Origin of the sequence: Kribbella sp. CA-293567 (assembly GCF_027627575.1) — a bacterium.
GTDB lineage: Bacteria > Actinomycetota > Actinomycetes > Propionibacteriales > Kribbellaceae > Kribbella.
In genome coordinates this window covers 1,101,924-1,115,063 of the sequence record NZ_CP114065.1, presented here as the reverse complement: position 1 = coordinate 1,115,063, position 13,140 = coordinate 1,101,924, and the positions used below count along the sequence as shown (strand labels likewise).

Sequence of the window (13,140 nt, the reverse complement as noted above, 5' to 3'; positions counted from 1 at the left end):
CTGTGTTGCGGTATTCCTACTTTCTGCAACCGCCCCTCCGGCGAGCTAGGTTGGTCTGCACACGACGACCCGGTGGGGGAACGATGAGCGAGAACGAAGAGCGGCCGACGCGGCCGCGGGCCACTCTGACCGACATCAGCTCGCGGGCCTGGGAACACCCCGCCGACCGGGGCGCGCTGGTCGCGCTGCGGCAGCTCAAGGGCTTCGACTTCATCCTGCGGAAGATGTCCGGGCTGATCAATGAGCGCGCCTTCCGGCTGGAGTACCTCGGCTCGGCGATCCGGGTCGACGAGCGGCAGTTCCCGAAGATCCACCGGCTCTACACCGAGGCCGCGACGACCCTCGACGTGCGTCAGCTGCCCGAGCTGTACGTCACCAACAGCCCGGTCTGGAACGCGGTCACGATCGGCATGGACAAGCCGTTCATCGTGCTGAACAGCGCGCTGGTCCAGGGCCTCGACGACGAGGAGACCAGGTTCATCCTCGGTCACGAGCTCGGCCACGCACAGAGCGGTCACGCGCTCTACCAGTCGCTGCTGCTCTGGCTGATGCGCATCACCGGTGCCGTCAACTGGATGCCGATCGGCGCCTTCGGGCTGCGCGCGATCATCGCCGCGCTGCACGAGTGGTCCCGCAAGGCCGAGTTGTCCAGCGACCGGGCCGGCCTGCTCGCCGTCCAGGACCCGGCGACCGCGCTGCGGGTGCAGATGAAGCTCGCGAGCGGTGGACAGCTCGAGCAGCTGGACACCACCGCCTTCCTTGCCCAGGGCACGGAGTACGAGAGCGCCGGCGACCTGCGCGACAGTGTGCTGAAGCTGCTGCTGCTCGAGGCGCAGACCCACCCGCTGGCCGTCATCCGCGCGCACGAACTGCGCCGCTGGGTGGACGAGGGCGAGTACACCCAGATCGTCTCCGGCACCTACCCGAAGCGGCAGGACGACGGCGACGCCTCGATGAGCCAGGAGGCGAAGAACGCGGCCAAGTCGTACTCCGACGCCTTCGCCCGCTCCCAGGACCCGCTGGCCAAGCTCGTCCGCGACATGGGCGAGGGCCTCGGCGGCGTCCGCGACTGGGTCTCCTCGAAGTTCCCGCCGCGCTGACAAGTCGTTTGAAACGGCCCCCGCCGCCGCGAGAGGGTGGCGGGGTGATCGAACTCCGGGAACTGACCGCCGACGACTGGCGGCTGTGGCGGGAGCTGCGGCTGGCCGCCCTCGAAGAAGCGCCGTACGCGTTCGGCTCGCGACTGGCCGACTGGGTCGACGCCGAGGAAGAGCGCTGGCGGGCGCGGCTCAGCCTGCCCGCCTCGCGCAACTTCGTCGCCGTCCTCGACGGTAGGCCGGTCGGCATGGCCAGCGGGTTGCGGAGCGACAAGGACGGCGTGATCGAGCTGGTCTCGATGTGGATCGCCCCGGCCGGCCGGGGCCGCGGCCTCGGTGAGCTGTTGCTCGCCGAGGTGGAGCGCACCGCCCGCGACGCCGGCGCCCGCACCTTCCAGCTGTCCGTTGCTGATGGCAACCAAAGGGCACACGCGCTCTACCTGCGCAGCGGTTTCGTCGAGACCGGCCTCCCCGGCGTCCTGATGCCCGACGGCGTCCAGCGCGAGATCATCATGCGCAAGCCGCTCTGACGAACGACGGAGGGCCGCCTCCCCTGCCGGGGAAGCGGCCCTCCGTGGTCGTTGAGCTGGATCAGCCCAGGTGAACCGGCTTGTTGTCGTCGCCGGCCAGGTCCTGGTGCTTGACCGACAGGCCGACCAGGGTGATGATCGCGGCGCCGACACCGATGATCGCCGACACCAGGAACGCGGTGGTGAAACCGTGCGTGGTGGCCACGGCCTTGGCCTGGTTCGCCAGCATCTCGGCCTGGTCGGGCGAGGCCTGCGAAGCCTTCGCCAGCCCCGGCGTGAGCTCGGCGAACTTGTCCTTGATCGCGTTGGCCGACAGCGTGCCCAGCAGCGCCAGGCCGATCGCGCCACCGATCTGCTGGACCGTGTTCAGCACCGCTGACCCGACCCCGGAGTCCTCGTTCGCGACTCCGCTGACCGCGGTCAGGGTGAGTGGGACGAAGATCAGGCCCATCCCGAAGGCCAGCACGACGATGAACGGCAGCAGGTGGGTGGCGTAGCCGGAGTCCACCTCGAGCCGGCTGAAGCCGAACATCCCGGCCGCCATCAGCAGGCTGCCCGCTCCGGAGATCCAGCGCGGGTCCATCCGGGCGATCAGCGTCGAGGCGACCTGGGCCGCGATCACGATGCCGAAGCTGAATGGCAGGAAGGCGAAACCGGTCTTCAGCGCGCTGTAGCCGAGCACGTTCTGGATGTAGATGCCGAGGAAGTAGAACATCGAGAACATCGCCGCTCCGACGATCAGCATCACGAAGAAGCTGACCCCACGGGTCCGGTTCGCGAGGATCCGGAACGGCATCAGCGCGTGCTTCGACCGGGCCTCGATCACCAGGAACAGCGCGAGCAGGGCCAGGCCACCGAAGATGGAGACCAGCGTGACGGCGTTGCTCCAGCCCTCGGTCCCGGCGTTGGTCAGACCGTAGACGAGCGCGGTCAGACCGACCGTACCGGTGACCGCGCCGGGGATGTCGAACTTGCCGTGCTGGCGAGCGGACTCACCGAGGTACCGGAACGCCAGCACCGCGACGATCAGGCCGATCGGGGTGTTGATGAAGAAGGTCCAGCGCCAGGACGCCTCGGTCAGCGCGCCGCCCAGGATCAGGCCGACGGCCGCACCGGCGCCGGACATCGCGGCGTACACGGCCATCGCGCGGTTGCGCTCCTTGCCGGCCGGGAAGGTGGTGGTGATCAGCGCGAGCGCGTTCGGCGAGGCCGCCGCGGCCGCGAGGCCCTGCAGGATCCGGCTGGCGAGCAGGACGCCCTCGCTCTGGGCGATACCGCCGATGAACGACGCCACCCCGAAGAGCACGACGCCGAAGACGAACACCTTGCGGCGGCCGAGGATGTCCCCGATCCGGCCGCCGAGCAGCAGCAGGCCACCGAAGGCCAGCGCGTAGGCGTTGACGACCCACGGCAGGGTGGCGTCGCTGAACCCGAGATCGTTCTGGATGTGCGGCAGGGCGATGTTGACGATGGTGCCGTCGAGCACCACCATCAGCTGCGCCATGGAGATCAGCGCGAGCGCGATGCCGAGATTGCGGTGGCCGTGCGCCGCCGGTCCGGCCCCCTGGTCAACCGGCCGCCCCCCTGGCGAGTCGGCCTTGATGACGTCTTCAGACATGCTGGAAGTTCCCCTCTTGGGTGGTACTGGCTGATTGGTCGCTGCTCCGGCACCCGCCGGATCAGCTCACCTGCGACCCCCGCGCCGCAGGCAGGATGACGTGGTCGATGACGCGGAGCACCAGGTCATCGGTCGGCTCGACGCCGAGCACGAAAGCGTTGTGGATGACCAGCGCGGGCAGGGTCATCGACAGCAGCGCGACGTCGACGTCGGCGGCGATCTCACCGCGATCGACGGCGCGCTGGTAGATCTCGGTGGTGACCGCGATCCGGGGCGCCAGGAACTGCGCCTGGAAAGCCGTCTTGAGTTCCTCGTCGCGGTGCAGCGCGGTCAGCAGACCGGCCATCACCGACATCGGCATCTCGGCGGTGAAGCCGCCCTCGCCGCACGAGATCGCGATCAGGTCGCCGCGCAGGCTGCCGGTGTCGGACCCGACCGGCACCGGACACCCCTTGGCCCGGCTGATCGCGTCGACCACGAGCTCCGCCTTGGTCGACCAGCGCCGGTACAGCGTCGCCTTGCTGGCCTTGGCGGCCGTCGCCACCGCGTCCATCGTCAGCCGGTCGTAGCCGAGCTCGGCGAGCACCTCGACGGTGGCGTCGAGGATCTCCTCCTCGCGACCCCCCTCGACCCGCGGCCGCTGGCGTGGCCCTGCATCGGCGACATCCGTCATGGTCGCGCATCACCCTCTGTAGTCGATCGGTAGCTGATAGAACGAAACGGTTTCGTTTCATCCACTACGTTACGACTCATGTGAAGGAATGCACAAACGAATTTCCGGGAAACTGCCAAGTGGCCTACGTCACTTTCCGTACCACGGGCTCACTGGTATCACGCCGCCCGTACGCCGACAGCGCGAACGCCACGCAGGCCGCGCTGAACAGAACAATCGGCGGCGGCGGCTCGAACAAGGCGCTGAGAGTCAGCGCGACCGCCGACATCCCCAGACCGAGGACGGCGGCTCGCCGCAGACTCCGGCGCGGAGTGATCCGGTGGATGTGGAGCAGCAGCACGCCCACGAACACCAGGCAGACCCCCATCACCAGGCTGAAGCCCATCGTCACCTGGTAGTAGCTGCGGTGCAGGCCGAACAGCTCGAACGGATGCGCGCGCATCGCGGCATCGATGGCTTTGTCGCCGTCCATGGGGAAAACGCGCAGGACGAGGTCGCCGAGGGTGTGTCCCGTGCCGGTGGCGATCCAGCACCAGGCGCCGACGCGGAAGCCGGGCATCACGACTTCTTCCCTGGCAACGGAGCGAGAGTGCCGGTCCGGCGGGACTCGGCGATCAGCAGCCCCGAGGCGATCAGGAGAAGCGGCAACGGCGAGGGCCCGGAGGCGACGAACGTGACGATGACCCAGGTCGCCACCGACACGGCGATGACCAGCGGCGGAGTGATCCCCCGGCGCTCCAGCCACAGCACGGTGACGCCGACCAGCAGCAGCGGCGGTCCGAAACTGAACGCGGAGTACCAGAATCCGGCTGCCGCATCGCTCCAGGCGGTGTAGTCCGCCTGGCTCCACAAGTGCCCGTCGAACCAGGTCCTGAGGTGATCCGGGGCGGTCTCGAGAAAGCTTCCCAGCGTGTGACCGAGGCCGGCGGCGGTGAGGAGCCAGCCGGCGATCCGGACCTTCCGGCTCCGTCGTCCGGCCGGCGCCACGGCGGGGGTGGTGTCGATAGTCGTCATAGCAGCCAAGATCGTCTGCCGAGCTCGTCCCCGCGTCGCCCGGAGGTCGCGACCACCTCATCCCGCAGGATGAGGTGGCGATCAGCGCCGGGCCGGGCCCACCAAACCGGTCTCGTAGGCCAGTACGACGGCCTGCACCCGATCGCGCAGACCGAGCTTGGCCAGTACATGCCCGACGTGGGTCTTGATGGTCGCTTCCGACAGGTGCAACCGCGCGGCGATCTCGCGGTTGGTGTCACCGGTCGCCAACTCCAGCAGGGTGTCGAACTCGCGCGGGGTCAACGCCGCCCGGACCTCGGCGGCGCGGGCGGCATCGGGTTCGGGTACGGCCGTGAGGTGCTCGATCAGGCGCCGGGTGGTGGACGGCGCGATGACGCCGTGACCGGCATGCACCGTCCGGACGGCCTCGATGATCTCCTCGCTCCGCGCGTCCTTGAGCAGGAAGCCGCCGGCGCCGGCCCGCAGCGCCCGGAAGGCGTAGTCGTCCAGGTCGAAGGTGGTCAGGGCGATCACCCGGCAGCCGGGCTGCTCGGCCGTGATCGTCGCCGTCGCCTGGATGCCGTCCAGCCTCGGCATCCGCAGATCCATCAGCACCACGTCGACCCGGCGCGAACGCACCAGCGCCAGCGCATCGAGTCCGTCGGCCGCCTCTCCGGCGAAGAGGAGGTCGGGCTGGCTCTCGACCATCATCCGCAGCGCGGAACGAATCAGTTCCTGGTCGTCGGCCACGGCCACGCGGATCTGGTCGGGCTCGGTCATAGCGGCACCTTCACACTGACTCGCCAGCCCTCGCCGGCCGGTCCGGCCTCGAGTGTTCCACCCACCGCCTCGACCCTTTCCCGCATGCCGGTCAGTCCCCGTCCAGGACGCGCCGCCGTGGGCACGGTTCCAGTATTCGTCACCAGTACGCCGATGCCGTCCGCCGCGCGCCCGACCGTCACGCGCGCGGTAGCCCGTCGTCCCGCATGGCGGGTCACGTTGGTGAGCGACTCCTGAACGACCCGATAGACGGTGAGCCCGACCGCCGGCGGCACCTGCAGTGGCTCGTCCGCCGAGAACTCGACCTCGACACCTGCTGCCCGCACCCGCTCGATCAGCGCAGGCAGGTCGGCCAGACCCGGCTGGGGCTCGGTCGGCACCTCGTCGTCACGCAGTACGCCGAGCAGCCCGCGCATCTCGGTGAGCGCCTCGCGGCCCGCGTCGGCGATGGTGGTGAGAATCTCCGGCGCGCGCTCAGGCGACCCTGGAACCACCAGCCGTCCGGCCTCGGCCTGGCTGACCATCACCGCGAGCGAATGCGCCACCACGTCGTGCATCTCACGCGCGATGCGGCGGCGCTCGTCAGCGGCAGCACGTTCGGCCAGTTGCGCCGTCCAGGCGGCCCGGGTCGCTCGGTAGCGCCCCATGGACCAGGCGGCGACCGTTCCGCCGACGGCGGCAGTACCGACCAGCAGCCACCACGCCCACGGCCTGATCGGCGTACCGGTGAAGCCCCACAGTCGTGCCAGGGTCAGGCCGCTGCCGACCAGACCGACCCCGAGCGCGGCGTTCGGCCACGGCGGCCGGGTGTGGGCGCTGACGGCGTACAGCAGGGGGAAGAAGCACAGCGCGCTCGGCAGCAGGATCGGGCTGTACCTGCTCGACTCCAGGAAGTCGGTGACGCCATCGACCTCCGGTGCGACCAGCAGGATCGCGCAAGCGAACGAGCCGACGGCGAAAGAGTGGATCGGCCGGCGGCGCGCGGTCGTGACGCAAAGGTGCACCACGATGATCGCGCCTGCGATCGCGACAGCCCAGGCGGCGGGCACCCCACCGACGTGGACCGACTGCAGTCCTGGCGGCAGCAGGACGCCGGCCAGGACCACCGCGAGCGCCACCTGCCCGGCGTCGCCCAGCCAGCGGGGCGCCGGCGCGGTGGCAGGAGTCGTCACGAGGTCCGCGCTACTCCTCGGTCAGTCCTTGTCCTCGGCGGAACGGGAGGCTTCCATCCGGTCGGTCATCCGGGTGGCGCGGGCCTCCAGAGTGGCGGCGAGGCGCTCGCGAGCCGTGCGGAGTACGAACAGCGACAGAATCGACGTGATGACCAGGGCGAGCAGCAGCAGCGGCCAGATGGTCAGCCAGCTGTGCAGCGCCACCCAGAGGATGCCGAAGGAGACGAGGAACAAGGCCAGCCGCAGGCCGGTGTAGATCGCGAACTCTTTCATCGTCAGACCCCGGCGTAGGAGTGCAGGCCCGAGACGAGCAGGTTGACACCGACGAAGTTGAAGATGAAGACGAGCCAGCCGACGATCGCGATGATGGCGGCCCGGCGGCCACGCCAGCCGGCCGTGGCGCGGGCGTGCAGGTAGGCCGCGTAGACGACCCAGGTGACCAGCGACCAGACCTCCTTGGGGTCCCAGCCCCAGTAGCGGCCCCACGCGTACTCCGCCCAGATCGGCCCGGCCACCAGCACACCGAAGGTCCACAGCGGGAAGGCGAACGCCAGCACCTTGTACGCCGTACCGTCCATCGCCTCGGAGCTCGGCAGCCGCTTCAGCGACACCGACATCGTCCCGCCGGCCAGCACGCGCCGCTCGGCACGCGCCTTGACCAGGTAGAGGATCGAGACCAGACCGCCGATCGTGAACGCGCCACCGGAGATGGCGGCGGCGGCCACGTGGATCACCAGCCAGTAGGAGTGCAGCGCCGGCACCAGCGGTCCAGCCGGCGTGTAGAGGGCCAGCGTCGCCAGGCCGAGCACAGCGGCGACGACCAGCGTGACGCCGAGCCCCAGCCACTGCAGCTTGTAGCGGTGCACGAAGAGCAGGTAGACCGCCGACACCGCCAGCGACGCGGTGATGGAGAACTCGTACATGTTGCCCCACGGCACCCGCTCGGCCGCGAGGCCACGAGTGACGACACCGACCAGGTGCAGGGCGAAGCCCAGCCAGGTCAGCAGTACGCCGATCCGGCTGGCCGCCTCGGCCCGCGCGGACCGCTCGACCGCGCCACCAGCAGACCCACCGGCCGTCGCCGACTCGGCCGGTCCGGCCACCTCGCCGCCGCCCGTGCTGGACGAACCGACCAGGACATCGGCCTTCTTCGTGGCCTCGGTCGCGACCACGGAGCGGCCCATCGCCCACTCGAGCGTGTGCGCCATCATCGCGATCGCGTAGACGACGGTCGCCGTCGGGATGACCAGGTTGGAGATCTGCGCGTAAGTCTCCGGGCTCATGGCTGCTCCTGCTTCGGTGTCTCTGCCGGCTCTGCTGGTGGTTGCCCGGCCGATTGCTCTGTCTGCTGCTCTGCGGGTCTCAACGCGTCGGCGATGGCCTGGATCTCGTCCCCGAGGCCACGCTCGGGCCCACGATCCAGCCCGGCGACCTCAACCACGGTACGCCCGTCCTCGGTCCGGAGCCGCACCCAGGTACGCCGTGGGTGGATGAACAGCGAGCCCATCAGGCCGAGAATGGCGAGCGAGATCCCGGCCAGCGCGAGGTTGAGCCCAGGGGTGTGCCCGACCTGCAGCTTCACCCAGCGCTCGTAGGAGTCGAAGGTGATCGAACCGCGCTGGTCCGGCAGCGTGAAGGTCTGGCCGGGCCCGATCTGGAACCGCAGCTTGTCGCCGTCGTCGCCCTCGAACTGGGTCAGCTTGGTCTTGTCCAACTGGTAGACCGACTGCGGCTTGCCGGTCTCGACCTGCGGCCGGCCGTAGTACGCCGTCATCGCCAGCACCGGGTTGGCCGCGTCCGGGAAGACCGAGGTCGGTCCCTTGACCGGGTCGATCACACCGGTGGGCAGGAAATAGCCCTCGAAGCCGAGCTGCTCGGGCCGGCCGTCCGGCGCCTTGACCACTCCGAACGACGAGAAGTTGCCGTCCTGCGGCAGGAACGGGACCGGTCCGGAGAAGGCGACGTCGCCCTTGCCGTCCCGCACCGTCATCTTCGGCGCGTAGCCGTGGCCGAGCAGGTACACGCTGGTGCCGTCGACCTTGAGCGGATGGTTCACCCGCAGGTCGTACGACCGCTCCGGCGAGTCCGGCGTCTCCTGGTAGCTGATCGGCGCGTTGAACTCGCGGGCCGCGCCCCGCTGCGGGCCGTCGGTCTGGAACTTGACCGTGAAGCTCTTCACCGTCAGCGAGAACGGCGGCAGGTCGTCGGGCGTGAAGATCCGGCCGGGACTGAAGTCGTCGTACTGCGCCACCGAGTTGGAGAATCCGTTGCCCACGACAACCAGTACGGTGCCGCGGTAGCCGAACAGCGCACCCCAGGCGGCGCCGATCAGGGCCAGGATCAGGGAGAAGTGGAACAGCAGGTTGCCCGCTTCGCGCAGGTAACCGCGTTCGGCGGCCACCGCACCGTCGTACAGCTCGACCCGGAAACGGCGGCGGCGCAGCTCGGTCGCGGCCAGCTCCAGTACGTCGCCGTCGGCGGCCGGCTCGAACGACTGGTACCCCGGCAGCCGGTTCAGGTTGCGCGGCGGCTTCGGTGGCCGGGCCCGCATCGCCTTCAGGTAGACCCGCAACCGCGGCACCACGCAACCGATCAGCGAGATGAACAGCAGCAGGTAGATCGCCGAGAACCACGGCGACTTGTAGACGTCGAAGAGCCCGAGCTTGTCGTAGACCGGCCCCAGCTTGGGGTGTGCCTCGAAGAAGTCGGCCACCTTGATCGGGTCGATCGCGGTCTGCGGAATCAGCGACCCCGGCACCGCGCCGAGCGCGAGCAGGAAGAGCAGCACCAGGGCCGTCTTCATCGAGGTCAGCTGGCGCCAGGCCCAGCGCAGGGTGCCGACCAGGCCGAGCTTCGGCAGCTCCGGTGGCGGCGCGGGTGTCCCGACCCGTTCCTTGACGTCGGTCATCTCACACCGCCGATCCGAAGTTGGCGACCCATTGCCTGAGATCGGCGGTCATCGAGTCCCACACTCCTGTCAGCAGCAGTAGTCCGACGGCGATCATCAGGACGCCGCCGATCCGGATCACCAGCAGTTGGTGCCGGCGTACCCAGGCGACCGCTCCGAGCATCTTGCGGAAGGCCAGCGCGGCGACGATGAACGGGATACCCAGTCCGAGGCTGAACACCAGCGCCAGGATCGCACCCCGGCCGGAGCTGCCCTCGCTGGCCGCCAGGTTCATCACCGTGCCGAGGGTCGGCCCGATGCAGGGGGTCCAGCCGAAGCCGAACAGCACGCCGAGCAACGGCGCCGCCGCGATCCCGACCGCCGGCACCCGATGCACCCGGACGTCGCGCTGGGCGAAACCGAAGCCACCGAGGAAGATCAGTCCCAGCACGACGGTCGCGCCGCCGAGCACCTTGGTGATCACCGACTGGTGCTCGATCAGCGCGCTGCCGGCGGCACCGAACAGCACGCCGGTCAGGATGAAGACGGCGGAGAAACCGGCGACGAACAAGCTCGTCCCGGCCAGCATCCGGCCGCGCCGCCCGGACCCCAGCTCGGCCGCGGAGAGCCCGGTCACATAGGAGAGGTAGCCCGGCAGCAACGGAACCACGCAGGGCGAGAAGAACGAGATCGCGCCGGCCAGCACCGCGATCGGCAGCGCCACCAGCATCGAGCCCGTCATCGACTGGGCGAACCACTCACCCACTGTGCCGATTCCTTGGGTCAACTCGCGGCAGCATCAGCCACCATTCCGAGCAGAGTCTGCTTGGTCACCTCACCGATCACCCGCGAAGCGACCTTGCCCTGCTTGTCGATCACCACGGTCGCCGGAATCGAGGACGGCGAGATCTTCTGTCCACGGAACAGCAGCAACTGCTTGCCGGCCGGGTCGTAGATGCTCGGGTAGGGCACCTCGAAGACCTCGACGAACTTCTTCGCCGGCGCCGGGTCGAGGTCGCGGGTGTTCAGCCCGATGAACTGGACGCCCGAGCCCAGCTCCTTGGCGGCCGCGGCGAAGTCCGGGGCCTCCTTGCGGCACGGCGGGCACCACGATCCCCAGACGTTCAGCACGACCACCTTGCCGGCCTGGTCGGAGAACTTCCACGGCTTGCCGTCGAGCGTGGTGCCCTGGAAGTCGGGCGCCTTCTCGCGGTCGGCCGGCGCGAAGCTGGAGACCCGGCCGGAGCCGCTGACGAAGCCGGTCTGACCCTGCCTGCTGTCCTTCGCGTCCTGCCCCGACGAGCAGGCCGTCGCGACCATCAGGACCGCGGCGGCAGCGGACGCCGTACGGAGGACTGACGCGGGACGGATCATCACGCGCCGCCCGCGAACTTCTTCGGGTCCTTCACCGGCAGCAGGTCCTTGGCGGGTTCGGCATAGCCGACCGAGACGATCGAGTCGCCGTGGAAGGTGAACGAGGTCAGGCTGGCCAGGCTGCACTGCCGTTTGCGCGGGTCGTGCAGCATCCGGCGGTTCTCGATCGCGGACCGGACGATCCAGATCGGCAGCTGGTGGGAGACGATCAGTGCCTCGTGCCCGGCCGCCTTCTGCCGGGCGGTCTCGATCGCGTCGCGCATCCGGCGGACCAGCTGGCCGTAGGGCTCGCCCCAGGACGGCTTCCACGGGTTCCGCAGCAGCCACCAGGCGCTCGGCTGGCGCAGCGCGCCGTCGCCGACACCGAACTTCTTGCCCTCGAACTGGTTCGCCGCCTCGATCACCCGCTCGTCGATGTCCGGGGTCAGCCCGAACGCCTTGGCGATCGGCTCCATCGTCTCCTGGGCCCGCTCCAGCGGCGAGCTGACCAGGTGCACGATGTCGCGGCCGGCCACGTGCTCGGCGACCCGGTCGGCCATCCGGCGGCCGAGCTCGGACAGGTGGTAGTCGGGGATCCGGCCGTAGAGCACGCCGGCCGGGTTGTGCACCTCGCCGTGACGCATCAGGTGCACGACCGTCGTTTCGGTCACTGCCGATCCCTTCAGTTCTCTACGGCGGCGGCTGCGCGGGCAGCGGACGCCAGTGCGGTCTCGAGCTGGGCGAGAGCGTCGTCGTCGATCGCGGCGCTCACGAACCAGGCCTCGAAGGCGCTCGGCGGCAGGTAGACGCCGTTGTCCAGCATGGCATGGAAGAAAGCAGCGAACCGGGGCAGCACCTGGGCACCCGCCCCGGCGAAGTCCCGGATCGGTCCGGAACCCTCCGTCGGGTCCACGAAGAAGACGCTGAAGAGGTTCCCGGCGTTCTGGATGACGTACGGCACACCCGCCTGGTCCAGCGCGGTCGAGACCAGCCGCTGGATGGTGGCCGAGGTCCGGTCGAGCTTGGCGTAGACCTCGTCGGTCGCCAGCCGGAGCGTGGTCAGGCCGGCCGTGGTCGCGATCGGGTTCCCGGACAGGGTGCCGGCCTGGTAGACCGATCCTTCCGGCGCCAGGTGGGCCATCAGGTCGGCCCGGCCGCCGAACGCCGCAGCGGGGAAGCCGCCGCCCATCACCTTGCCGAAGGTCATCAGGTCGGGGACGACGCCGTCGACGCCGTACCAGCCGGACCTGGTGATCCGGAAGCCGGTCATCACCTCGTCGGAGATGAACAGGGCGCCGTTGTCCTTGCAGGTCCTGGCCAGGAAGGCGTTGAAGTTGTCGGCCGGCGGGACGACCCCCATGTTGCCCGGCGAGGCCTCGGTGATCACCGCGGCGATCTGGTCGCCGTACTGGGCGAAGGCTTCGGTGACGGCCGCCTGGTCGTTGTAGGGCAGCACGATCGTGTCGGCGGTGGTCGCCTCGGTGACTCCCGGCGTACCGGGGATGCCCAGGGTGATGACGCCCGAGCCGGCTTGGGCCAGCAGCGCGTCGACGTGACCGTGGTAACAGCCGGCGAACTTCACGATCTTCGCCCGGCCGGTGGCTCCGCGGGCCAGCCGCAGCGCCGACATGGTGGCCTCGGTCCCGGAGGAGACCAGCCGCACCTTGTCGACCGGCGTACGGGCGACGATCTCCTCGCCCAGCTCGACCTCGGGCTGCGTCGGTGTCCCGTACGACGTACCGCGGCCGACCGCGGCTTGGACGGCGGCCGTCACCTCCGGGTGCGCGTGACCGAGCAGCATCGGTCCCCAGGAGCTGACCAGGTCGACATAAGTGTTGCCGTCGACATCGATGATGTGACATCCGTCACCGGAGGCCATGAACCGCGGTGTCCCGCCGACGGCGCGGAAGGCGCGGACCGGGGAGTTCACCCCGCCCGGCGTGACGGCGGAGGCTCGATCGAACAGGCTGGCGGAAAGCTTGGTGTTGTCGGGCACGGCCGCCATTCTCCCCGACAGACCAGTACGCCGGGTGGGCG

General features: G+C 69.5%; 15 protein-coding genes. 2 read left to right on the top strand and 13 right to left on the bottom strand.

Features of this window, described 5'->3' with window-relative positions:
- Positions 1–83: 83 nt before the first annotated feature.
- Together OX958_RS05295 and OX958_RS05290 are read left to right on the top strand one after the other, a co-directional pair.
- Entirely contained in the window at positions 84–1,100 is a 1,017-nt protein-coding gene (locus OX958_RS05295; RefSeq protein ID WP_270136041.1) for a M48 family metallopeptidase, read from the top strand.
- 44 nt (positions 1,101–1,144) lie between these two features.
- Positions 1,145–1,627: a GNAT family N-acetyltransferase gene (locus OX958_RS05290; protein WP_270136040.1), complete on the top strand. Its 483-nt coding sequence runs from the start codon at positions 1,145–1,147 to the stop codon at positions 1,625–1,627.
- A 61-nt stretch (positions 1,628–1,688) separates the two neighbouring features.
- On the opposite strand, the gene OX958_RS05285 is transcribed toward OX958_RS05290, so the two are convergent.
- From OX958_RS05285 to hemL, 13 genes are all read right to left on the bottom strand, one after another.
- On the bottom strand, positions 1,689–3,245 hold the full coding sequence (locus OX958_RS05285) for an MFS transporter (protein ID WP_270136039.1): 1,557 nt from the start codon (positions 3,243–3,245) through the stop codon (positions 1,689–1,691).
- A gap of 61 nt (positions 3,246–3,306) precedes the next feature.
- On the bottom strand, positions 3,307–3,918 hold the full coding sequence (locus tag OX958_RS05280) for a TetR/AcrR family transcriptional regulator (RefSeq protein ID WP_270136038.1): 612 nt from the start codon (positions 3,916–3,918) through the stop codon (positions 3,307–3,309).
- A 124-nt stretch (positions 3,919–4,042) separates the two neighbouring features.
- A complete protein-coding gene (locus tag OX958_RS05275) occupies positions 4,043–4,477 on the bottom strand; it encodes an LIC_13387 family protein (protein ID WP_270136037.1) in 435 nt (144 codons plus the stop codon).
- On the bottom strand, positions 4,477–4,932 hold the full coding sequence (locus tag OX958_RS05270) for a DUF6463 family protein (RefSeq protein WP_270136036.1): 456 nt from the start codon (positions 4,930–4,932) through the stop codon (positions 4,477–4,479). The genes OX958_RS05275 and OX958_RS05270 overlap by 1 nt, the downstream gene beginning before the upstream one ends.
- Positions 4,933–5,013: 81 nt before the next feature.
- Positions 5,014–5,691: a response regulator transcription factor gene (locus tag OX958_RS05265; protein WP_270136035.1), complete on the bottom strand. Its 678-nt coding sequence runs from the start codon at positions 5,689–5,691 to the stop codon at positions 5,014–5,016.
- Positions 5,688–6,863, bottom strand: coding sequence for a sensor histidine kinase (locus OX958_RS05260; RefSeq protein ID WP_270136033.1), 1,176 nt, complete (start codon positions 6,861–6,863; stop codon positions 5,688–5,690). The genes OX958_RS05265 and OX958_RS05260 overlap by 4 nt, the downstream gene beginning before the upstream one ends.
- A 21-nt stretch (positions 6,864–6,884) precedes the next feature.
- Positions 6,885–7,136, bottom strand: a complete 252-nt coding sequence (locus tag OX958_RS05255) for a DUF4229 domain-containing protein (RefSeq protein ID WP_270136032.1) — start codon at positions 7,134–7,136, stop codon at positions 6,885–6,887.
- A gap of 2 nt (positions 7,137–7,138) precedes the next feature.
- Positions 7,139–8,146, bottom strand: coding sequence for a c-type cytochrome biogenesis protein CcsB (gene ccsB / locus OX958_RS05250; protein WP_270136031.1), 1,008 nt, complete (start codon positions 8,144–8,146; stop codon positions 7,139–7,141).
- Entirely contained in the window at positions 8,143–9,771 is a 1,629-nt protein-coding gene (gene resB / locus OX958_RS05245) for a cytochrome c biogenesis protein ResB (protein WP_270136030.1), read from the bottom strand. The genes ccsB and resB overlap by 4 nt, the downstream gene beginning before the upstream one ends.
- 1 nt (position 9,772) lies before the next feature.
- The gene (locus OX958_RS05240) at positions 9,773–10,516 is read right to left on the bottom strand and encodes a cytochrome c biogenesis CcdA family protein (RefSeq protein WP_270136029.1); all 744 of its coding nucleotides are present in this window, start codon (positions 10,514–10,516) and stop codon (positions 9,773–9,775) included.
- 17 nt (positions 10,517–10,533) lie between these two features.
- Entirely contained in the window at positions 10,534–11,124 is a 591-nt protein-coding gene (locus OX958_RS05235; protein ID WP_270136028.1) for a TlpA family protein disulfide reductase, read from the bottom strand.
- Complete coding sequence (locus tag OX958_RS05230; protein WP_442913248.1) at positions 11,124–11,774, bottom strand: histidine phosphatase family protein; 651 nt, start codon at positions 11,772–11,774, stop codon at positions 11,124–11,126. The genes OX958_RS05235 and OX958_RS05230 overlap by 1 nt, the downstream gene beginning before the upstream one ends.
- Positions 11,775–11,785: 11 nt before the next feature.
- The gene (gene hemL / locus OX958_RS05225; RefSeq protein WP_270136027.1) at positions 11,786–13,108 is read right to left on the bottom strand and encodes a glutamate-1-semialdehyde 2,1-aminomutase; all 1,323 of its coding nucleotides are present in this window, start codon (positions 13,106–13,108) and stop codon (positions 11,786–11,788) included.
- Positions 13,109–13,140: the final 32 nt, after the last annotated feature.